Source organism: Clostridium sp. OM05-5BH, from assembly GCF_003481505.1.
GTDB classification, from domain to species: Bacteria; Bacillota; Clostridia; order Lachnospirales; family Lachnospiraceae; genus Otoolea; species Otoolea fessa.
Genome location: NZ_QULJ01000006.1, coordinates 99,024 through 120,848, shown reverse-complemented (window position 1 = coordinate 120,848; position 21,825 = coordinate 99,024). Strand labels below are relative to the sequence as shown.

The 21,825-nt window shown below is 51.0% G+C and carries 24 protein-coding genes and 1 other annotated feature; of the genes, 1 reads left to right on the top strand and 23 read right to left on the bottom strand.

Features of this window, described 5'->3' with window-relative positions; translation table 11 throughout:
* Window positions 1–16 precede the first annotated feature (16 nt).
* The 21 genes from DXB70_RS09395 to DXB70_RS09295 form a co-directional block, all read right to left on the bottom strand.
* The gene (locus DXB70_RS09395) at window positions 17–1,015 is read right to left on the bottom strand and encodes a HemK/PrmC family methyltransferase (protein ID WP_118673183.1); all 999 of its coding nucleotides are present in this window, start codon (window positions 1,013–1,015) and stop codon (window positions 17–19) included.
* A 32-nt stretch (window positions 1,016–1,047) separates the two neighbouring features.
* Window positions 1,048–2,004: a DUF1385 domain-containing protein gene (locus tag DXB70_RS09390; RefSeq protein ID WP_118673182.1), complete on the bottom strand. Its 957-nt coding sequence runs from the start codon at window positions 2,002–2,004 to the stop codon at window positions 1,048–1,050.
* Window positions 2,005–2,236: 232 nt separating this feature from the next.
* Entirely contained in the window at window positions 2,237–2,446 is a 210-nt protein-coding gene (gene rpmE / locus DXB70_RS09385; protein WP_022360607.1) for a 50S ribosomal protein L31, read from the bottom strand.
* Between the two features lie 316 nt (window positions 2,447–2,762).
* On the bottom strand, window positions 2,763–4,574 hold the full coding sequence (rho, locus tag DXB70_RS09380) for a transcription termination factor Rho (protein WP_118638294.1): 1,812 nt from the start codon (window positions 4,572–4,574) through the stop codon (window positions 2,763–2,765).
* 373 nt (window positions 4,575–4,947) lie between these two features.
* A complete protein-coding gene (locus tag DXB70_RS09375) occupies window positions 4,948–6,270 on the bottom strand; it encodes a replication-associated recombination protein A (protein ID WP_118492413.1) in 1,323 nt (440 codons plus the stop codon).
* A gap of 9 nt (window positions 6,271–6,279) precedes the next feature.
* Complete coding sequence (locus tag DXB70_RS09370) at window positions 6,280–6,996, bottom strand: polysaccharide deacetylase family protein (protein ID WP_181357236.1); 717 nt, start codon at window positions 6,994–6,996, stop codon at window positions 6,280–6,282.
* 234 nt (window positions 6,997–7,230) lie between these two features.
* Window positions 7,231–8,070, bottom strand: coding sequence for an undecaprenyl-diphosphate phosphatase (locus DXB70_RS09365; RefSeq protein ID WP_022360611.1), 840 nt, complete (start codon window positions 8,068–8,070; stop codon window positions 7,231–7,233).
* Window positions 8,071–8,082: 12 nt separating this feature from the next.
* A complete protein-coding gene (locus tag DXB70_RS09360; protein WP_022360612.1) occupies window positions 8,083–8,757 on the bottom strand; it encodes a uracil-DNA glycosylase in 675 nt (224 codons plus the stop codon).
* Window positions 8,758–8,922: 165 nt separating this feature from the next.
* Window positions 8,923–9,585, bottom strand: a complete 663-nt coding sequence (locus DXB70_RS09355; protein ID WP_118293362.1) for a hypothetical protein — start codon at window positions 9,583–9,585, stop codon at window positions 8,923–8,925.
* A 165-nt stretch (window positions 9,586–9,750) separates the two neighbouring features.
* Window positions 9,751–10,122 (bottom strand): 50S ribosomal protein L7/L12, encoded by a 372-nt coding sequence (gene rplL / locus DXB70_RS09350; protein ID WP_107001383.1) that lies wholly within the window; start codon window positions 10,120–10,122, stop codon window positions 9,751–9,753.
* Between the two features lie 104 nt (window positions 10,123–10,226).
* Window positions 10,227–10,715, bottom strand: coding sequence for a 50S ribosomal protein L10 (gene rplJ / locus DXB70_RS09345; protein WP_022360614.1), 489 nt, complete (start codon window positions 10,713–10,715; stop codon window positions 10,227–10,229).
* 47 nt (window positions 10,716–10,762) lie between these two features.
* Window positions 10,763–10,897: a sequence feature (ribosomal protein L10 leader region), on the bottom strand.
* Between the two features lie 37 nt (window positions 10,898–10,934).
* Window positions 10,935–11,702: a 2-C-methyl-D-erythritol 4-phosphate cytidylyltransferase gene (gene ispD, locus DXB70_RS09340; RefSeq protein WP_118293361.1), complete on the bottom strand. Its 768-nt coding sequence runs from the start codon at window positions 11,700–11,702 to the stop codon at window positions 10,935–10,937.
* A gap of 114 nt (window positions 11,703–11,816) precedes the next feature.
* Window positions 11,817–12,986 (bottom strand): tRNA (adenosine(37)-N6)-threonylcarbamoyltransferase complex transferase subunit TsaD, encoded by a 1,170-nt coding sequence (gene tsaD, locus DXB70_RS09335; RefSeq protein WP_243017071.1) that lies wholly within the window; start codon window positions 12,984–12,986, stop codon window positions 11,817–11,819.
* 5 nt (window positions 12,987–12,991) lie between these two features.
* A complete protein-coding gene (locus DXB70_RS09330) occupies window positions 12,992–13,903 on the bottom strand; it encodes a ribonuclease Z (protein WP_118293360.1) in 912 nt (303 codons plus the stop codon).
* 221 nt (window positions 13,904–14,124) lie between these two features.
* On the bottom strand, window positions 14,125–14,367 hold the full coding sequence (locus DXB70_RS09325) for a hypothetical protein (RefSeq protein ID WP_182427980.1): 243 nt from the start codon (window positions 14,365–14,367) through the stop codon (window positions 14,125–14,127).
* 116 nt (window positions 14,368–14,483) lie between these two features.
* The gene (locus DXB70_RS09320) at window positions 14,484–14,888 is read right to left on the bottom strand and encodes an ACT domain protein (RefSeq protein WP_022360619.1); all 405 of its coding nucleotides are present in this window, start codon (window positions 14,886–14,888) and stop codon (window positions 14,484–14,486) included.
* 85 nt (window positions 14,889–14,973) lie between these two features.
* The gene (gene rimI / locus DXB70_RS09315; RefSeq protein WP_118538571.1) at window positions 14,974–15,462 is read right to left on the bottom strand and encodes a ribosomal protein S18-alanine N-acetyltransferase; all 489 of its coding nucleotides are present in this window, start codon (window positions 15,460–15,462) and stop codon (window positions 14,974–14,976) included.
* Window positions 15,462–16,211, bottom strand: coding sequence for a tRNA (adenosine(37)-N6)-threonylcarbamoyltransferase complex dimerization subunit type 1 TsaB (gene tsaB / locus DXB70_RS09310; protein ID WP_117796084.1), 750 nt, complete (start codon window positions 16,209–16,211; stop codon window positions 15,462–15,464). The genes rimI and tsaB overlap by 1 nt, the downstream gene beginning before the upstream one ends.
* Window positions 16,212–16,234: 23 nt before the next feature.
* Window positions 16,235–16,660, bottom strand: a complete 426-nt coding sequence (gene tsaE / locus DXB70_RS09305) for a tRNA (adenosine(37)-N6)-threonylcarbamoyltransferase complex ATPase subunit type 1 TsaE (RefSeq protein WP_022360622.1) — start codon at window positions 16,658–16,660, stop codon at window positions 16,235–16,237.
* Window positions 16,657–17,154, bottom strand: coding sequence for a YcxB family protein (locus tag DXB70_RS09300; RefSeq protein ID WP_118629322.1), 498 nt, complete (start codon window positions 17,152–17,154; stop codon window positions 16,657–16,659). Before DXB70_RS09300 ends, tsaE begins: the two co-directional genes overlap by 4 nt.
* A gap of 92 nt (window positions 17,155–17,246) precedes the next feature.
* Window positions 17,247–19,400 carry a Tex family protein gene (locus DXB70_RS09295; RefSeq protein WP_118673180.1) on the bottom strand — a complete coding sequence of 718 codons (2,154 nt, stop codon included), beginning with the start codon at window positions 19,398–19,400 and terminating at the stop codon, window positions 17,247–17,249.
* Window positions 19,401–19,632: 232 nt separating this feature from the next.
* On the opposite strand from DXB70_RS09295, the gene DXB70_RS09290 reads away from it, so the two are divergent.
* A complete protein-coding gene (locus DXB70_RS09290) occupies window positions 19,633–20,013 on the top strand; it encodes a hypothetical protein (protein ID WP_118492426.1) in 381 nt (126 codons plus the stop codon).
* A 93-nt stretch (window positions 20,014–20,106) separates the two neighbouring features.
* Here DXB70_RS09290 and DXB70_RS09285 read toward each other — a convergent pair whose 3' ends face one another.
* Window positions 20,107–21,324 carry a homoserine dehydrogenase gene (locus tag DXB70_RS09285; protein WP_118673179.1) on the bottom strand — a complete coding sequence of 406 codons (1,218 nt, stop codon included), beginning with the start codon at window positions 21,322–21,324 and terminating at the stop codon, window positions 20,107–20,109.
* A gap of 5 nt (window positions 21,325–21,329) precedes the next feature.
* A complete protein-coding gene (locus DXB70_RS09280; protein ID WP_107001373.1) occupies window positions 21,330–21,773 on the bottom strand; it encodes an ACT domain-containing protein in 444 nt (147 codons plus the stop codon).
* Window positions 21,774–21,825 lie beyond the last annotated feature (52 nt).

The window sequence follows — 21,825 nt, the reverse complement described above, 5'->3', positions numbered from 1 at the left end:
TATCCTCCTCTATCGTCTAACGGTTCCACCGTGCCTTTACCACGCGGTTAAGCCCCGGCTCATCCTTTATCACTTCTATCTCCCGATACCCGGCGATGGTCAGTATCCGGCTGACCGCCCCCGCCTGGTCATATCCTATCTCAAAATATACGCAGCCGCCCTTGTTCAGATGTTTGCTGCACTCCAGCGCCAGAACCCGGTAAAAATACAGACCGTCCTCGCTGCCGTCCAGCGCCAGCCGCGGCTCATGGTCGCGTACCTCCGGTTCCAGACCGTCGATCACCGCCGATGGGATATACGGCGGATTCGACACAATCACATCGTACATGACATCCGCCTCCACCGCCTGAAACAGATTGCTCTGCAAAAGTGTCAGGCTGTGTTCCTCGATCTCTGCCTGCAGGCGCGGTCCCTTTGCCAGCCACGTTTTCAGGCGGATGCACCACGGATCCTCCGATACCTGAAACGATTCTGACCGCGCAGTTCCCTTCTGAATCAAAAAGAGACGTCTCGCATTTTTCTTTGCCACGCGCAGCGCCGCCTCGGAAATATCCACCGCCGTCACGTTCTGGTAGCCGCCAAGCACGGCAAGGCTGATCGCGATACAGCCGGATCCGGTACACATATCCAAAAGTTTCAGATCCTTTTCCGGGTAATCCCGAAGAACCCGCTCAACTAACGTCTCCGTATCCTGGCGCGGAATCAGGACATTTTCATCGACAGAAAATGTCATTCCCATAAAATCCTGCATTCCCAGAATCTGCTGCAGTGGAATGCGCTCTGCCCGTTTCTGAAGCATTTCCTGATAGCGCCCATAGCCCTTTTCCAGGCGTTCCGCATGGATCGGACGGTTCTGATCCAGATAATAATGCACCCGGTCAATCCCGAACGCCGCTTCCATCAGATACCAGGCATCCGTCCCTGCGTCCGGCACACCCGCCTCACTTAAGCGCGCGCCGCCCTCATCCAACAGCTCTCTCCAGGTCAGGTCTGTTCTTCCGTTTTCCTCGCTCATCGACTCATCCCCTCTGTCGTACCGTGTTCTATTTATGACTCTTCCAGCTGCTTTTCCCAGCCTGGGAAATTCTCCGTCAGATATTCTCTCCAGTCAAAAACTGCCTCGGTCGCCGCGATCGCCACCTCAATCATCGAGTCATCCGGCTCCTTCGTCGTCAGACCCTGCATCCACATACCCGGACGGCTCACCAGATCCATAAACTTCGAATTGCTCCGTCCAGCGCACTGCAATACCTCATATGATATACCCGCAATGACCGGAACCAGAATAATACGGCTCAGAATCCGCATCCAGATCGTATCGACCCGGATCACCATAAACATCAGAATACTGATCACCATGACAATCAATATGAAACTGGTACCACAGCGCTTGTGCTCCTTCGAGCTCTCGCGCACATATTTTACCGTCAGCGGATGTCCGTGTTCCACACAGTTGATGCACTTGTGCTCCGCCCCGTGGTACATAAATGTCCGCCGGATGTCCTCCATCCGCGAAACAAGTTTAATATAAATAATAAAAATCGCGATCCGGATCACACCTTCCAGCACTGCCATCAGATGATCCGATGTGATAACTCCCTTAAACAGGTTCGCAATCCCCAGCGGCAGGAGCATAAAAATACCAATTGCCAGGATAAACGAAATTACCAGAACTGCTGCCATGATCGCACTCTCCAGCTTCTCGCCGAACACACGGTCTAAAAACTGTTCGAATTTTCCCGGCTCTGCATCCTCATCATCCTCAAAAAAGCTGGCAGAATACGTCAGACTCCGCATGCCGATGATCATCGAATCTGCAAACCGGAACGCGCCGCGCACAAACGGGAGCTGTAAAATCTTCGCTTTTTTCGTGATACTCTGGTATGTGTCTTTTTTTACTTCTATCTCTTTGTCAGGCCGGCGGACTGCCACTGCATAGTCCTCGCCTTTCATCATCATGATTCCTTCAATTACCGCCTGACCGCCAATTCCTGAATACTTCATGCTGTCCTTTCAAAATAAAATAAAAAAAGAAGAAAAGTAACTGTTCAGCAGGTCTGCGCATTTACTGCGCTGACCGTACGAATACATGAGCCAGCAGGCAAAAATCCCATTGCCGCAGGCAATTTTTAATGGATTTTTGCGCGTGACTGTGAAGGTACTGAACAGTTACGAAGAAAACAAAAAGGCTGAGTTTAATGTCGCCACTAAAACCCAACCTTTACATGGTTCAAACTTATTTGCCTGCGTTGATGCCGTACTTGCGGTTGAACTTATCGATACGTCCGCGGGCAGCGGCTGCTTTCTGCTGGCCTGTGTAGAATGAATGACACTTGGAGCAAACCTCTACGTGGATGTCTTTCTTGGTAGAACCAGTTACGAACTCGTTACCACAGTTGCAAACTACTTTTGCCTGATAATAGGCTGGATGGATTCCTTCTCTCATTTCTTTCACCTCTCTGAATTTTTCATTGCGATTTCCGACCGCTTTTTTAATTGCAAGCCGTCTTAAAACGGCTCTATATAAAGCTCCGCACATCCAGGCACGCTATTCCATCATTTAAGCGTTCCTTCCACTCGTAAGGACGACTCACGCAGATGTCAGAACTACCGTCTGTTAATACAGCCTTATAATTATATCATGGTGTGTACTTTTTAGCAAGCAATTTTATCTATTTTTCAATACTATTTTTCTTCTTACAGTCCTGTTTTCCTGCCTGGAAGAAAGTCCTCACAGATGCGCTATTGATGAAACATGATTTTTAGTAAAATGATCCCTTTTTCCGCGTGATCTCCACAAATTCCGTATTGTTCTTCGTCTTGGCAAACAGATCCAGGATCCGCTCGACGGTATCCTCCGGTTTCTGCGTGTTGGTCGCCTTGTGGACGATATCAACCGCTTCCGCCTCGGCGGACGAAAGAAGCAGATCATCTCTTCGCGTACCGGAACGCAGGATATCGAGCGCCGGGAAGATGCGCTTCTCGGAAAGTTTGCGGTCAAGCACCAGCTCCATGTTGCCGGTTCCCTTAAATTCCTCGTAAATAACATCGTCCATACGGCTGCCCGTCTCAATCAGCGCGGTCGCCAGAATCGTCAGGCTGCCGCCCTCGCGTATATTTCTCGCCGCACCGAAGAAGCGCTTCGGCATATGCAGCGCTGCCGGATCCAAACCACCTGAAAGAGTTCGTCCACTCGGCGGAACCACCAGGTTGTAAGCCCTCGCCAGACGGGTGATACTGTCTAAAAGAATCATAACGTCCCTGCCGTGCTCGACAAGGCGCTTCGCCCGTTCTACTACCATCTCCGACACACGTTTATGACGCTCCGGCAGCTCGTCAAACGTCGAATAGATGACCTCGACATTTTCTCCCGTTACCGTCTCACGGATATCTGTCACCTCCTCCGGACGCTCATCGATCAGAAGGATGATCAGGTGCATTTCTGGATGGTTCTTTGTGATGGTCGTCGCCACCTGCTTTAACAGGGTGGTCTTTCCGGCTTTTGGCGGGGATACGATCATGCCTCGCTGTCCTTTTCCGATCGGGGACAGCAGATCCATCACGCGCATCGCCATGGAAGTCTTAACCCCCGGATATTCCAGGTGCAGACGTTCATTTGGGAAAATTGGCGTCAGATTTTCAAAATTCGGACGTTTTTCCACCACGCTGGTCGGGTATCCATTGACCGAATTAATATATAATAATGCGGCAAATTTCTCCGTCGCCGACTTCACACGACGGCTTCCGCGCACGATATCACCAGTTTTCAGATTAAAACGGCGGATCTGGGACGGCGCCACATAAACGTCATTTTCACCCGGCAGGAAGTTTTCACAACGGATAAATCCAAATCCATCCGGCATAACCTCCAGGATTCCGTTCGCCTCGATGCCGCTGTCCAGCTCCTGAAATTCATTTTTCAGATCCTCCATGCGTGCATTTTCCACCTCGGTACGGGTGCTTTCCATCTGCTGCACCGGCGCGGTACGTTCCGGCTGACTGTACTCGGAGGCTGCTTCTGCCATCTGCGGTGCCGGTGCGGTATGTTCCGGCTGGCTATACTCGGTTCTTGCGCTCATCGCTTCATTGTAATTGTTACGCGGCACATAGGAATTTCTCTGATACCCCTCTCGCTGCGTGTACTCGCGTCTGCGATTATCCTGATAACGGGTATTATTATTCTCACGGCGTGTATAGGAGCCGTATTCATTCCGGCGGTATCCGCCTTCGCTGCGGCGCTCATAACTGTAATTCTGCCCTCCCGCAGCCCGTTCTCCGTTGGCAGATCTCCGCGGCTGCGAATACGTCTGTGCCGATGTATTCTGCCCTGCATCAGTTCTGCGCGGCTGCACGTGCATTTCCGTTCTCTCTGCCGGTTCCGCCGATCCAGCCGGATGCTCACTGACAGAAGCCTGGGGCGTTTCTTCTTTCTGTCCCTCTTCCACCGGCTTCTCAAGTTCGCACAGCCTGTCTATGATCTCCGCCTTTTTCAGGGTGCTGATCCCCTTTAACCCCTGTGCCTTCGCCATTTCCCGAAGCTGCACCAGAGGGAGTGTCTTTAATTTTTCTCTCATATAATTCTCCTTGCCCTGTTTAATTGTGTCATATTCTCTGGGATTCAAAAATCAGAAATAAGAAACGTGTGGATGTCTTCCAGGTACTTACACGAAACCGGACAGGCAGATACCTGCCCGGCATACCTTTTTAACATAGCCTTTTATGCTGTGACTGCTCTTTATCCTGCAGCCACCTTGGTTTTATTATAAACGGTTTTCATAAAAATTCAAGTAGACATTTTCTTCATACATATCAATTCAGGAACATAGTAACTGTTCACAGGTAGGAATTTTCTGAACTGAAAATTCCGTACGATACAGTTCCGGCAGCAGATTTTGCCGATTTGGAATGCGTAGCATCGGCAAAATCCATCTGAAAAGAAGCTTTTTCTCATTCAGAGCCCTTCAGGAAGCGCAGCCACTCCCCAATCTTCTTCTCATACCCATTTTCTGACGGGCGGTAAAATGTGCTGCCCTCCAGTCCATCCGGCAGGTACTGCTGCTTCACATAATGATTCGGATAATCATGTGCATACTTGTACCCATCGCCATGCCCCAGCTTCTCCGCCCCGCTGTAATGGCAGTCGCGCAGATGGGACGGCACCGTAAAGTTGCCCTTTAATCTGACCGCCTCCTGTGCCTCATCGACCGCCACATACGCCGCGTTGCTCTTCGGTGCGCTCGCCACATAGGTAGCCGCCTGCGACAGGATAATCCGCGCCTCCGGCAGACCAATCCGTTCCACTGCCAATGCCGCGCTGACCGCAACCTGAATCGCCTGCGGATCCGCATTGCCGACATCCTCCGACGCACAGATCATGATACGCCGCGCAATAAATTTGATATCCTCGCCTGCATCCAGCATCTTCGCCAGATAATAAACTGCCGCATCCGGATCGGTACCGCGCATACTCTTGATAAACGCTGAGATCGTATCGTAATGGTTATCCCCCGTCTTGTCATACTTCACGGCACGGCGCTGGATGCACTCCTGCGCCACATCGAGTGTAATGTGAATCAGCCCATCTCCACTCCGTTCCGTTGTGAGAATACCAAGCTCGATCGCATTGAGCGCCGCGCGCGCGTCTCCGCCTGCCATATCGGCCAGAAAATCCAGAGCCTCGTCCGTCGCCTCCGCGCGATAGCTTCCCATGCCCTTTTCCTTGTCATGGATCGCCCGCTCTAAAAGCTCGCGGATATCCGCATTTTCCAACGGTTTCAGCTCAAAAATACGTGATCGGGAAATCAGCGCCCCGTTGACCTCAAAATACGGATTCTCCGTCGTCGCACCAATGAGCAGAATCGTCCCGTCCTCAACAAACGGCAGAAGATAGTCCTGCTGCCCCTTATTAAAGCGGTGAATCTCGTCAATAAACAGGATCGTGCGCTTTCCGTACATCCCCAGCGCATCCTTGGCATCCTGCACGACCTGTTCCATATCTTTTTTCCCCGCCACCGTCGCGTTGAGCTGCTCAAAACGCGCGCTCGTCGTGTTGGCAATCACGCGCGCCAGCGTCGTTTTGCCCGTTCCGGGCGGTCCATAAAAAATCAGCGATCCGAGCTTATCTGCCTTGATCGCCCGGTACAAAAGCTTATCCTTTCCTATGATATGCTTCTGTCCCACCACCTCGTCAAGCGTGGACGGGCGCAGCCTGGATGCCAGCGGCGCCTCCTGCTCGATCGTATTTTTCCGCATATAATCAAATAAATCCATCGTATCCTCTCAATCAATCAGACATTCTTCTATTGTAACAAAAGTATATCCCTCCGCCGTCAATGTGTCAATCGTCTCAAGCGCAGCATCGACCGAAGTCTGATATGCATCATGCATCAGCACCACCGTGTGAACCGCCGCATTTTTGCAGATATGCTTCACAATCCGCGCCGTATTCCGGTTTTTCCAGTCCAGCGTATCGACGTCCCAGAACACCGGCGTCATCGACACTCTCTCCTGAAGCTCCGTACTCCATGAACCATACGGCGGACGTATGTATTCCGGACGTTTTCCCGTGACCGCCTCGATCCAATCGGCCGTCTCCCGAATCTCCTCCACGCTCTTTTCAATCGGCTGGCGCGCCAGATCCACATGTGCCATGCAGTGAACCCCGATGAGATGACCGTCTTTAGCCATCTGTTGCACCAGTTCCTCATTACCCGGAATATTTTCCCCGACCAGAAAAAAAGAGGCTTTCACGCCCCTCTCGCGCAAGCCGTCCAGCAGCTTTTTCGTGTACACCCTGTGCGGTCCGTCGTCGAAGGTCAGCGCCAGCTCCCCGCCGGAAAAGCATTCCGGGGAGGAAACCGTCTGGTCCGTCTGGTCCGCCTGCTCCACTTCCGCCAAATCTTCCCACTGCATCCCCACTGCCAGCCTGCACACGATTCCTAAGAAACACAGATCCAGCAGCACTGCCGTGCACAGGCAGAGCAGTTTTTTCCTCATGGAACCCTTATTTTGAATGATCCGATTTACCATTTTAGACGTGTCAGCCCTGAACTGTGACAGGGCATCCCCTTTATATTTGCGTTTCCGCTTCCATGTATTATATGAACGCAAAAAAGGATCCAGACCTCCGCATTTCTGTCAGGTCTGAATCCTCTTTTTCTATTTAATGTGCTCTCAGAATCTTTCCGCCAGCCGCAAAAGCAAGTGTAGGAAAGACTCCGAGCGTACATTTTAACCTACTAGCGCCGAAATACCAAAGTAGGACAGCACCACGATACCAAGCACAATCCGATAATATCCGAAAAACTTGAAATCATGCTTGCGGACATATCCCATCAGGAACTTGATCGAGTACACAGACACGCCAAATGCGACCACCATACCAAGAACCAGATAAATGAACTCCGCGAAAGAAAATCCGCCGCCCTGAATGAAAAATTTCACAATCTTTAAAAAACTCGCACCGAACATAACCGGAATCCCAAGGAAGAATGAAAATTCTGCCGCCGCCGGACGTGAACAGCCGATCAGCATCGCGCCCAGAATCGTCGCGCCCGAACGGGAAGTACCCGGAATCATCGCCAGCACCTGGAAACAGCCGATCAGTGCCGCTGTCTGGAACGAAATCTGCGTCACGCGCTCAATCGGAAAATGACGGTGTACGTTTCGATTTTCCAGTACGATAAACAAAACGCCGTAGAGAATCAGCATCGCTGCTACGACATAGCCGTTCATCAGTTTATCCATGAAATGGTCAAGCGGAAGCCCAATCACCGCTGCCGGAATGCAGGCTATAATAATTTTTATCCACAAACGAATTGTACCGCGCTTCTGCGCCATCGATTTGTGCGGTGAAAACGGATTCAATTTATTGAAATACAGCACCATAACCGCCAGAATCGCACCCAGCTGGATGACAACCATAAACACTTCCCGGTACGCCTCGCTGACATCCAGATGGATGATCTCATCCACCAGAATCATATGCCCGGTACTGCTGATCGGAAGCCATTCCGTGAAACCTTCCACGATTCCCAGTACAATTACCTTTAAAATCTCAACAAAACTCATGTCTGCTCCTTCCTACACGTTTTCTATCTGCCAGTCGATCGGGGCAACACCATGTTCTTTTAAAAATTCATTGGTCTTGCTGAATGGCCGGCTGCCGAAAAATCCGCGGTACGCAGACAGCGGGCTCGGATGCGGTGCTTCGAGAATCAGATGCTTTGGATTATTAAGCATCGATTTCTTCGCTTGTGCCGGACGTCCCCACAGAATAAATACCATCGGACGGTCCTGCTCATTTAAGATCTTGATCGCAGCGTCCGTAAACTCCTCCCAGCCGATTCCACGGTGGGAATTTGCCTGATGCGCGCGAACGGTCAGAACAGTGTTCAGCAGCATGACTCCCTGCTTCGCCCATTTCGTCAGATAGCCATTGTTCGGGATGTAGCAGCCGAGATCATCGTGCAATTCCTGATAAATATTCACCAGGGACGGCGGGATTTCCACATCCGGCTTTACCGAAAAGCAAAGCCCATGCGCCTGTCCCGGACCATGGTAGGGATCCTGACCTAAAATAACCACCTTTACCTCGGAAAGAGGGGTAAAATCAAATGCATTGAAAATATCATTCGCATCCGGATATACAACATGCGTCTCATATTCCCGTTTCACAGTATCGTATAACTTTCTGTAATATGGCTTTTTAAACTCTCCGCTGAGCGGAGCCAGCCAGTCATTACTGATTGCTCCCATTGCCCTATCCTCTCGTCCATGTCATTTTCTGTCGTTTTCTGTCAAACGATGGTTCCATTTTAGCACAATCGAAGCGGTTTCTCAAGTTTTGCTTCCCAAATGTCCCCTCCGCAGATAAGTGGACGTTACTGTTCACGCATACGTGCCCAGTAACTAAGTGGACTCTCAATCGCAGGAAGGAAAATTGCGGATAAAGCCGACCGAATTCTGCGGAATCGATACGGTCCTCTCCTGAATATCTCCGACAATCTGGTAAAACTTCTGGTTTATCCGATACATATGCGATTTGCGGTTAAAAAAGACCGTCTTTTCAAAGGGCCAGCGGATGACGGTCGGCGTCTTGAAATCCACTCCCAGCTCGAGAATCAGAAGCGCATGGTTTAAGGTTCCAGCCAGCCATTCCCGGTAGAGATTCCAGCTTTTCAAATAACCTTCCTCGATATACGGATTCGCCAGAACTGTGTTTTCTGTCAGCGGCGCCCCACAGTGCGGGCAGATACCATCCGCCACCTCGCCGCGCTCCCAGATATCCTTCGTACAGCCTTTCGAACACTGAAGCCAGTTCACATTACCGCACGGCGCCGTGATTTTCGCTTCATCCAACGAACTTTCAAAGATGCGCGCATCCTTTGCGGTTGTCACGATAAAATAATCCTTCCCCTCTGTCATCGATGCCAGCGCCCGGTATGCCTCCTGTACCTCCGCGCCTCCCGCCTTCTCCCATTCGCTTCCAAGCCCAATCAGCAGAAATTCGCACGCCTTAAGCCGTTCCCGAAGCGTTTTAAGTTCCTCATCTGCTGCCGTTTCATTTCTTGTCTTCTCTGCCATCTTGATTTGATTCCCCCGTTTAAAAAAGAGTCTGCATCTTCGCGGAGCGTTTTTTTATTTCATAGGACGCAATTTCCCATGAAATAAAAAGAGCCCGGCATGCGCTCACGCACACGCCAGACTCTCCATCTGTAATGCAATTAGCTCTATGCGAAATTACTTAAATTACTTTAAGGTAACTTTAGCGCCTTCAGCCTCTAATTTAGTCTTGATGTCCTCAGCCTCTTCCTTGGAAGCGCCAGCCTTAACTACCTTCGGAGCACCGTCAACTACTTCCTTAGCCTCTTTCAGACCAAGACCTGTAGCTTCACGAACTACCTTGATAACTTTAACTTTGTTCGGGCCAACCTCTGTCAGCTCTACGTCGAACTCAGTCTTCTCTTCTGCTGCCTCAGCTGCACCTGCTGCTGCTACAACAACGCCTGCTGCTGCGGATACACCGAACTCTTCCTCGCAAGCTTTTACTAAATCGTTTAACTCTAATACGGATAATTCTTTGATTGCCTCAATGAACTCAGCTGTTGTTAACTTTGCCATTTTAATATTCCTCCTGTGATTGAATTTTAAATCGACCTTATGCGGCCTCTTGCTTTACTATGCGGCTCTCACGCACCTTACACCCTGCTTTGCAGGTAAGGGTCTTATGCCTCCTGCTGCTCTGCGATCTGTTTGATAACACGAGCGAAGTTTGTGATCGGAGACTGCATGCTTCCAAGAAGTTTTCCAAGAAGAACTTCTCTGGACGGGATGGTTGCGATAACCTGCATGCCCTTTGCATCGTAGTAAGTATCCTCTACAACGCCGCCCTTGATCTCAAGCTTGTCTGCTTTTTTAGCGAACTCAGCTAAAATTCTTGCCGGAGCTGTAGCATCCTCTTTGGATACAGCCAGAGCGGTCGGACCCTCCAGATTCGGCTCCAGAGCCTCGAACGCGGTACCCTTAGCAGCGAAACGAATCATGGTGTTCTTATATACTTTATAAGTAACACCAGCTTCTCTTAACTGCTTACGGAGCTGTGTGTCCTGCTCAACTGTCAGTCCACGGTAGTCAACTACTACTGCGCCCTTAGCGCCGTTGAATAATTCTGCGATTTCAGCAACAACCGGCTGCTTTAATTCAACTTTTGCCATGATTGGTTTACCTCCTGTTTTATTTCTATAACCGCCTGGTAAACGTTTTCTGTAAAATAAAATCCCTCCGTCACTCGCAGGACAGGGGGATAGAAATATACAACGATATCAGTTCCCTCGGCAGGCGTATTAACCTTATGCCTTTCGGCACCTGCTGTCTTCGGCAGTTAAACACGATAAGTACTATAACATAGAAGTCAAGGGTTGTCAATAGACCTATTAACTTTTTTTATTTTGTAAAAATGCAGCCGCAACCTCCATATCCTCCGGCGTTGTCACCTTGATATTCCGGTAAGAACCTTCGGTCAGGCGCACCTTGTGATCGGTCATCGTCTCGACCACCATCGCATCATCCGTCACTCCCTGCTGGTACTCTTCCCGACTCATCATCTTGTCATACGCCGCGCGGATCAGCGGGTAAGTAAATCCCTGCGGTGTCTGAATCATCCAGACATGCGCCCGTTCCGGCGTCACAGAGGCAAATCCGTCCGCATCCACCAGCTTGACCGTATCCTTTGACGGCATGCCTGCCACTGCTGCGCTATAACTTCGTATATCTGATACGATACGTTCAATCATCGGCTCGTCCACAAACGGACGCGCCCCGTCATGAATCAGGACGCAGTCCCCCTCCCCATAGGAAAGCTGGCTGCCGAGCGCCTTTAAACCCTCGTAGACCGAATGGTAGCGCTCTTTTCCGCCCGCAACGATAGCGCGCACCTTGGAAAATCCATATTTTCCTACAATCTCGTCCCGGCAGTACGCGATCTCATCCGCCCCGGTCACCAGAATCACATCATCGACCCGGCTCTCCTCAAACGCGTGAAGTGCATACCAGATGACCGGCTTTTCCTCCAGAAGGAGAAACTGCTTCTGAATCTTGCTTTTCATCCGTTTTCCCTGTCCGGCTGCCAGAACGATAGCGGCGGTGCGGGTCGGATGCGGTGTAATTTTCTCTTTCCCAAATTGATCCAATGTATGTTCCATCTCGTTTCTCCTCCATGCCAGAACGATCTCTTAAAACACTCTTTTTCCACTTTTTGTCAAATCAATATTTTAAAAAAACTAACCGCAAAACAATTCTTCCTGAAAAAATTTGTATTATCTCTCGCCCAGCTTCAAATTCGGCACCGCATTCAGATCCCAGCCTGCGCGCGCGCCCTTCTTATATTCATAGTACGCCGCCGCGCCGATCATCGCCGCATTGTCCGTACAGAAGATCGGTGACGGATGGAAAAACTGGATGCCCGCCTCTTTACAGGCCTTCTCCATGCCCGCCCGGAGAGCGGAGTTAGATGCCACACCACCGGCGATCGCCACGCGCTTATAGCCATGCTGTTTCGCCGCCTCGATCGTGCGCGATACCAACACTTCCACAACCGCATTCTGGAACGAAGCCGCCAGATCCGGCACATTAATCTCCTCGCACATCATTTTCGCATGGTTAATATAATTTAAGACCGCCGATTTTAAGCCGCTGAAGCTGAAATCATATGGATTGTCGCCCACTTTTGCCCGTGGAAACTCAATCGCATGTGGATTCCCCTCTTTTGCCGCCTTATCGACCTTCGGGCCGCCCGGATAACCGAGCCCGACCGCGCGTGCCACCTTGTCAAACGCCTCGCCTGCTGCATCGTCTCGGGTGCGTCCCAGAATCTCAAATTCGCCATAATCTTTCACAATCACCAGATGTGTATGTCCGCCTGACACGATCAGGCACATGAACGGCGGTTCCAGATCCGGATTTTCGATGAAATTTGCCGATACGTGCCCCTCGATATGGTGTACGCCGACCAGCGGCTTCTTCGCCGCATACGCGAGTGCTTTGGCTTCCGCCACACCGACCAAAAGCGCGCCAACCAGCCCCGGACCGTAGGTAACTGCAATCGCCGTCATCTCCTCCAGACTCATATGTGCCTCTGTCAGCGCCTCTTCAATAACCTGGTTTATCTTCTCGATATGCTTTCTCGACGCAATCTCCGGCACAACGCCGCCAAACAGCGTGTGAAGATCGATCTGGGAAGATATGATATTGGAAAGAACGGTACGTCCGTTTTTCACGACTGAAGCTGCCGTCTCATCACAGGAACTCTCGATTGCAAGAATGTAAACATCTTCTGATGAGTGTCCGTTTTCTGTATCATGCACGGAAATCTCTGCCCCCGATACCGGAGCTTTCCCTGGTCCCTGTTCCAATGCTTCTGAAACTGGCATTTCCATCCGTTCTTCCTTCTTTTCTTCTATATTCTCTCTCTTTTCTTCCGTCTGCATCGCCCTTACTCCTCATCAAATCCCAGCTCTGCCGTCCAGCCATCGCGGGCGGCTTTCGCTCTCGGGAATATCTCACGCACTTTATCCATATAATCATCCGGACGGATGAGCGACGGGCTGTAATGAGTCAGCCACATTTCCTTCGGCTGGGCCTCCTTCGCCAGATGCGCCGCCTCCTGGAATGTCATATGCTTGTATTCTCTCGCCTTGGCTTCTTTCCCGTCCTCGCCGTACATGCCTTCACAGATAAACAGATCCGCATCCTTCGCGTACTCCGCAATTACCGGAAGCGGTCTCGTATCGGTACAGTATGACACCTTGATTCCCTTCCGGTCACCTCCGAGCACCATATCCGGTGTCAGCGTTCTGCCTTCCTCCTCGATCGTCTCCCCCTTCTGCAGGCGGCTCCAGAACTTCTGCGGAATCTCCTGCGCCCGCGCGCGTTCCACATCGAACCGTCCCTTTCTCGGAATCGAAATCGAGTACCCATAACAGGTCACATTATGGTTGACCCGATACGCATCGATCACATACGGTCCAATTTGAAGCTGCTGTCTCGGCTCCGTCAGCTCGATAAACTCAAGCGGAAACGGCAATTCCGGCGCGATCGTCCGCAGTGCCGTCACCACGCGTTCCAGTCCCTTCGGTCCAATCATCGTGATCGGCTCCGTCCGCTCCGCATTTCCCATCGTCAACAAAAGTCCCGGCAGACCGCTGATATGATCCGCGTGATAATGTGTAAAACAAATCACATCCACCGGCTTCGGGCTCCAGCCCTTTTCTTTCAACGCAATCTGCGTGCCTTCCCCGCAGTCTATCAGCAAATTGCTGCCCGAGCAGCGGACCATCAAAGCCGTCAGCCACCGATACGGCAGCGGCATCATCCCGCCCGTTCCCAGCAAACATACATCTAACATGAAACATCCTCTTTTCTATTAAATAAATGATTCATAATAAATCTTTTTAATTAAAAGTCATGCAAAAAGCTGTCAAAACAGCTTTCCCCCTAACTCCCATATCATTTAATAATATCATAAAGAAATACTATGTTGCAAGCCAGAAATTCAGCAATCCAATTCACTGGAGAGACGCAGATGGCGCACCGCCTGTCCCGCGTTTCTCCGTTCCCCTCACGACTCTACAATAGTTCCGTCCTCTCCTCCTTATCTGCCTCAATCAGAAATTCCCGCGTCACTCCATCATAGCACTCCTCGCACAGATCAAAATGATGCACCTCCCCATCTTTCTCCGAAAAATAGTCCCATGCCACATCAAAATGCGCCGCTCCTTCGCGCAGAATGCCATCTTTCACCGCCAGCTTCTTTCCGCACCGGTTGCAGACAACCGACAGAAGAATGCCGCTCTCTCCATATTTTCTCATGCTCTCCTCGCCTTTCTCTTCTATATACGCAAAATGGAGAAGCCATGTCCTCCACAGCTTCTCCATCATTATACTGTTTTTTATACCGGTTTTTAAGCGGAAAGTGCTGGAAATACTTACAGTACCTTATATCCCTTCGATGTCAGGCAGATGCTGACCTCCCTCACATCGTCCGTGTGAAGCACCATAACCGGCTTGCCAGAATCACGATTGAAGGAGAGATACAGGTAATCTACATTGATATTGCTCTCTTCGAGGGAAATTAACAGACGGTTGAGTGCTCCGACCTCGTCATCCAGTTCGACGCCAAGCACCTCTGTCAGACGGCAGAGATAACCAGCTTCCGCCAGCACTTTCTCCGCGTGCTCTGGATTAGAAACAACCATACGGATAATACCGTACTCCGCACTGTCATTCGTGATCGAACCCCAGATGTTAATATTCTCCTTCTGAAGAAGGGATGTAATATTCTGTAAACGTCCTTTCTTATTCTCTGCAAAAATAGATACCTGACTCAGCATATGAACCTCCTACCGTTCTTTTCTTTTAATTTAACGCTGTAAAGTGTTACGCTTTTATCTGTTAAACAGTATACTCATTTCCATTTCATCTGTCAATGCTTTTTCCGCTTCTTTTCCAATAAATCAGCGCATCTTCCGTCGGCCCGCTGTAATAATTCTTCCGAACCGCCTCTTTCTGAAAGCCATACGCCTCATACAGCGCAATCGCCGGGGCATTGGATGCACGCACCTCCAAGGTGATATCCTCGACGTTTTCTTCCTCTGCTTCCCTTAACAGCCGTTCCATCAGAAGCCGCCCATAGCCGCGCCCCCGGCACGCGCCGTGAACCGCGATCCGCATCAGCTCGCCTTCCCCGGCAATGACGCGGAAATTGCTGTAGCCACAGACGGTTTCATCCTCTTTCAGCACCCAGGCTTTATCCCAGCTGCTCGTCAGCAGATCCTGTAAAAGCTTCTCCGACCATGCATCCGAAAAGCATTCCAGTTCCAGTGCCCGGACCGCAGGAAGATCCCCCGGCTGTAAATCCACTATCTGAACACGAAGCTCTTTTTGCGTTCCCGTTCCTGCCGCCATTATTTCTTCTCCACGACCACAATACCGGCTGCCAGCTTATCCATCTCGCCCTGGCGCTCTGCGACCTCGCGCTCGCGCTCCGCCTGCGATTTCCGCAGATAATCCGGCTTGTGCTCGGCTGCCGTCTCGGTCTTTCCCTCTGCCAGATACACTGCGCCAAGCGCTGCCACCGCCGAAGCTCGCTGACGGCTCGCCTGTGCCGGTGCAAACGAATACGGCACCTTCATCTCTTCCTCGATCACCGCCCGGTTGACCGGCACACCGTCCCCCAGGAAAATCACGCGCTCGCCGCGCTCATTTAACTCGGCAATCAACGCATGGATATCCGTAATGCACTGTTCTTTCACAATCTCAAACTTCTCTTCATACCGATAGAGCCCCGTGTACACCTGCTGCCGTCTCGCATCCAGCATCGGGCAGATGAGCGCCGAAGCCCCGTACAGACAATATCCCATCGCATCCATCGTCGGCACATGGATCAGCGGCTTCCCAAGCGCCAGTCCCAGCCCCTTCGCTGTCGCAGAGCCAATCCGAAGCCCCGTAAAAGATCCCGGACCGCCGGATACTGCGATTGCATCGATGCTTTCCAACGGCACCTCCAGCATTTTCACAATCTCATCAATCATCGGAAGAAGTGTCTGCGAATGCGTTTTTTTCAGATTCACCGTATATTCCGCCGTGATCACATCATCCGTAACAATAGCAACCGATGCCACCAGGGATGCGCTTTCGATTCCCAAAATTCTCATTTTCTCTTTCCTCCTGTCGCCGGCTACTGCTCGTTTACTGAAATTTTCCGGTAATCAAAGCCCTTTTCCAGATCCTTTTCAATCGTGATCTGGATCGGATGTTCCGGCAGGATCTCGCGGATGCGCTCCGACCATTCGATCAGGCAGATGCCCTCGCCGTAGAAATAGTCCTCATAGCCAATCTCATCCATCTCGTCCACATCGCCGAGACGATATACATCAAAATGGTAGAGCGGCAGGCGCCCATCGTCGTACTCCTGCACGATCGTGAAAGTCGGGCTGTTGACCGGTTCCTGAATTCCAAGTCCCGCGGCAAACCCCTGGGTAAAGACCGTCTTTCCTACGCCCAGATCACCATTCAAACAATACACCTGCCCTGCCTGGGCTTCCATTCCAAGCTTTTTTCCAAACGCATACGTCTCTTCCGGGCTGTTTGTTTCTATCATCATGCTCGAATTCCTCTTCTCTTTTCCTGCGGCAGATTTCTTGTGAGCATACTGAGAAAAATCTGCTCCTCCGAACCTCTGAACACGCGCTTCGGCATCAGGTATGCCTTGTCCCGATCCAGGTAAAGCACATAGATTCCCGCGATCTTTTTCACTTTTACCAGCTTATCCCAGCTGATCTCGCCCTTGCTGTTCGCCTGGCGGGTACGGATGCCCTCGTCTCCAATATGAAATACAATCTCAGCGCCCTTTTTCGCATCCCCGGCGGTGTGCTCTGCCTGTTTCCAGATTGCAAAAATCTGAAAGCCTGTCAAGGCAATCACACCCAGAATCACCAGGTTCGTCACCTGCGTTCCCAGACGTTCCTCGCTGGCTGCCGCCGCAATAATGACGAGCACCGTCAGTATGATGCTTCCGATTCCACGCATTCCCGCCCAGAAATTGTACATCGAATAAATAAAAATCTCTTTTGGCTGTATTTTTACACGTAAGTCCATTTTATCTTCTCCCTAATTTTCTATGCCTTATCCGCCGCCCCATTCCAGTCAGCGCTCCTGCATCCTATACCAACGGCTGAATCTGCCGTGGTTTACTTCGTCTCCCGGATTTTCATCGTCAGCGAAATGCGCTTCTTCGCCACATCAACCGCCAGCACCTTGACCTCCACGATGTCCCCGACGCTGACCGCCTCCAGCGGATGCTTGATATAGCGGTCTGTCATCTGGGACACGTGAACCAGACCATCCTGATGCACGCCGATATCCACAAACGCACCGAAATCAATGACATTCCGCACGGTTCCTTTTAAAATCATGCCCGGCTTCAAATCCTTCATTTCCAGCACATCCGTGCGGAGAATCGGCTTCGGCATCTCCTCACGCGGGTCGCGCGCCGGTTTTTCCAACTCGCTCACGATATCGAGTAAGGTCGGCTCGCCGATCGAAAGCTCTTTTGCCAGCTTTGCCGTATCCGCGATCTCCTTGCGGATATTGCGGATGCCGCCCGCCGCGATCTCCTTCGGATCATGTCCAAGCTGCTTTAAAAGTGCCTCCGCTGCTTTATAGCTCTCCGGGTGCACACTCGTCGCATCGAGCGGATTCCTGCCGCCCTGGATCCGCATAAATCCGGCGCACTGTTCATACGCCTTCGGTCCCAGCTTCGCCACCTTCAAAAGCTCACGGCGCGTTGAAAATGCGCCATTCTCCTCCCGATATGCCACGATATTTTTCGCAATCGTCTTGTTAATGCCGGAAATATAGGCGAGCAGCGGCGCCGATGCCGTATTCAGATCCACGCCGACCTTATTTACGCACGTTTCCACCACGCCCTGCAGCGCCTCGCTTAAATTTTTCTGGTTCATATCATGCTGGTACTGACCGACTCCAATGGATTTCGGATCAATTTTTACCAGCTCCGCCAGCGGATCCTGCAGGCGTCTCGCGATCGATGCCGCACTTCTCTGTCCGACGTCAAACTGCGGAAATTCCTCCGTCGCCAGCTTGCTCGCCGAATAAACCGACGCGCCCGCCTCATTGACGATAACATACTGAACCTTCTCCGGAATTTCTTTTAAGAGTTCCACGATGATCTGCTCAGATTCTCGGCTTGCCGTACCATTCCCCACTGAGATCAGGGAAATGCCGTACTTGCGGATCAGCTTTTTCACGATCTCCTTCGACTCTTCCACGCGGTTCTGCGGCGCAGTCGGGTAAATGACCGTCGTATCGAGCACTTTTCCCGTCTCATCCACAACTGCCAGCTTGCAGCCCGTCCGGAATGCCGGATCCCAGCCGAGCACCACGCATCCTGCGATCGGCGGCTGCATCAGGAGCTGTTCCAGGTTCTTGCCAAATACCTGAATCGCGCCGTTCTCTGCCGTTTCTGTCAGCCCCGCGCGGATCTCGCGCTCGATGGCCGGTCCGATCAGGCGGCGGTAGCTGTCCAGAATCACTTCTTCCATCACGCGCGCCGCATCCCCATCCGGGCGGATAATCAGCTGTTTCTCCATATACCGGACAATCTGCTCCTCCGGCGCTATAAGCTTCACGCTCAGAATCTTCTCTTTCTCACCGCGGTTGATCGCCAGCACACGGTGTCCCGCCAGCTTTTTGACTGGTTCGGAGAAATGATAGTACATCTCGTACACCGACTGTATCTTCTCATCCTTTGCGGATGCCTCCAAAAGACCGTCCTGCATCGTCTTTTTACGTGCGTAGTTGCGGTATTTTGCCATCTCGCTGATCTGCTCAGCCAGAATATCACGCGCGCCGTCTATTGCCTCTGAAACATCTGCAACACCCTTTTCTTCCGACACATACTTCGCCGCCTCCGCCTCCAGGCTGCCGCCCGCTTCCTGCTTGTAAATCCAGACTGCTAACGGTTCCAGCCCTTTCTCACGGGCAATTCCGGCACGGGTGCGCCGTTTCGGGCGGTACGGAAGATAAAGATCTTCCACCGCAACCAGCGTCACCGCATCGCGGATCTGTTTCTCCAGCGCCGGAGTCAGCTTCTCCTGGGCGCGGATCGCACCGATCACCTGCTCCTTTTTATCCTCCAGATTCCGAAGATAGCGCAGTCGCTCATCTAGCTGGCGCAGCACCTCATCATTCAGGGAACCGGTCGCCTCCTTGCGGTAGCGCGCGATGAACGGGATCGTGTTTCCCTCATCGATCAGCTTTACCGCCGCTTCGACCTGATTTCTCCCTATCTGAAGCTCTTCTTTCAATGCCTGTATAATATCCATGCAAAAACTCTCCTTCAATATCAATACGCTGTTTAATCATACCATTCCAGCGCATATTTCGCAAGTCAATGCCTAACTGGACAAGCGGCTTTATTCATGATACACTTTTATCGGATTCAATCCGCCAGATGGGCATAGATTTTGTTTTGCCCTATTCAGCGGCTGTCTCTAATTTTCAGAAAAGGATGTAGCTGTTTTCTTTTTTCACAGTTATGAAAGGATTAGATATACGATGAGTTATTACGATGAAACACCTTCTCCGAAGGAACATTCAGATACAAATGAAACCCGGCGCAATCGTTCGCGCCGCTATGCCACGATGTCAATGATGTGCGGCATCTTCGCATTTTTCTCCCTGTTTTTGAGTTTTTCCGCCGCGATTCTGCTCGGAATGTCGGCGAATGTACTGTTTGTCCTATCCAAGGAGGAAGGACAGCCGCGGCGCGGCAGCGCAGTGGTCGGGCTGATACTGGGAGTTATGTCTACCATCTTTGGAGTAGTTGAGTTTTTCTGCCTGATCCAGGTGTACCATATGATTACGGATCCGCAATATGCGCCGTTTTTTGATCAGGCAATGGAGTTGTATGAGAGTTTGATTGGTCCGTTACAATAAAATGATTGGCAAGGGGACCTTTTTCTGTGTATTTCTTGCGTTAAAAAGCACACCGCGTCATGAATGACTTTGGCGTGCTTTTTACTTTATATCCTATTTTGTATAGCGAATCGTCTGGCGGATATCTTCCTCGAATGCCGCTGCCAGTTTCCGGAAGCGTGCTTCGGTCATTTCTCCGGTTACGACCGCAAATTCGTCCATCTCCGGGAGTTCGATGGTTTCTGCCTCACCGAAGGCTGCACGCACATCGGCAAGTTTGTCGGCTGATTTGCCTGCCAGTCGGAGGAAGTAGCTGAAGGTTACTTCGCCCATCGGTGCAACTGGCTGTTTTTCGTCGGTCCAGCCGGTCGGGATGTTGTCTTCCATGTGTCCGGCGATCTCTACGATGTCGCTGACGACTGCGCTGGCGGTCGGGAGTTTTCCGGCGCCGCTGCCGTAGAACATGACGGTTCCAAGTGTATTGCCGCGAACCATGACTGCATTGTATACGTCATTGACTGCAAAGAGCGGATGATCCGGTCCGATCATCATCGGGCATACATAGACGCTGGCTTTATTGCCTTCCATGCGGCTGGTTCCAAACAGTTTAATCGAAGTTCCCAGCTTTGCCGCATATTTGAAATCAGTATCGGTAATCTTTGTGACGCCCTCGGTCGGCACATCTTCGTAATTTACTTCTTTTCCAGTTGCCAGTGAGGTAAGAATCGTGATCTTGCGGCAGGTATCGTAGCCTTCTACGTCTGCCTCCGGGTTGCGCTCTGCATATCCGAGTTCCTGCGCTTTCTTCAGGGCTTCCTCAAAGGTCTGACCTTCTCTTGCCATCTTGGTAAGGATGTAATTGGTTGTACCGTTTAAGATACCGCTGATTTCCTCGATCTTCTCGCCTGCAAGAGACTGGGTCAGCGGACGCAGAAGCGGGATGCCGCCGCCTACGCTGGCTTCAAAGAGGAAGTTTAAGTTCTTCTCGCGTGCAATCGCCAGAAGCTCGGTGCCGTGTGCCGCTACAAGTGCCTTGTTGGAGGTCACAACGTGCTTACCGGCTAACAGGCACGCTTTTGCAAACTTGTATGCCGGATTGACGCCGCCCATCGCCTCCACAACAATCTCTACTTCTTCGTCTTTTTCAATGATCTCAAAATCATGAACAATCTGCGCTTCGTGCGGATCACCCGGAAATTCACGCAGATCCAGAATATATTTTACTGCAATCTCTTTGCCGGTTTTTTCTGTGATTTTGTCTTTGTTGGTTTCTAATACTTCTACGACTCCGGAACCAATTGTTCCATAGCCCATCACTGCTACCTGAATCATAATCTTTACTCCCTGGCTATAATTTTTACGTTGTGTACTCCCGAATTTTCTTCCATCTCTTCGACCATATGCGATATATTTCCGGTATCCGAACGGACTTCCACGCTGAGTGTCAGCGTCGCCACATTGTTGACCGGAATACTCTGATGAATCGTCAGAATATTTGCCTTGTAAATCGCTACGATATGAAGAAGATCCGATAAAAGTCCCTGTTCATCATCCATCTGCAGCACCATGGTAATCGTCTTGCCCTTGGCGTTGTCATAAAATGGAAAAATATCGTCCTTATACTTGTAAAAGGAACTCCGGCTGATCCCCAGCTGGTCGGTCGCCTCCTGAATCGTCATCGCTTTTTCTGACGCAATGAGCTTCTTCGCTTCCGCCACCTTCAAAAGGACTTCCGGCACTGCTTTCTGCTTTAACAGATAATACTTTGTTTTTTCTTCCATTCCATCTCCGCTTGTGTACGCACCAGAAATACATTTGTGTTTACCAGAAAGA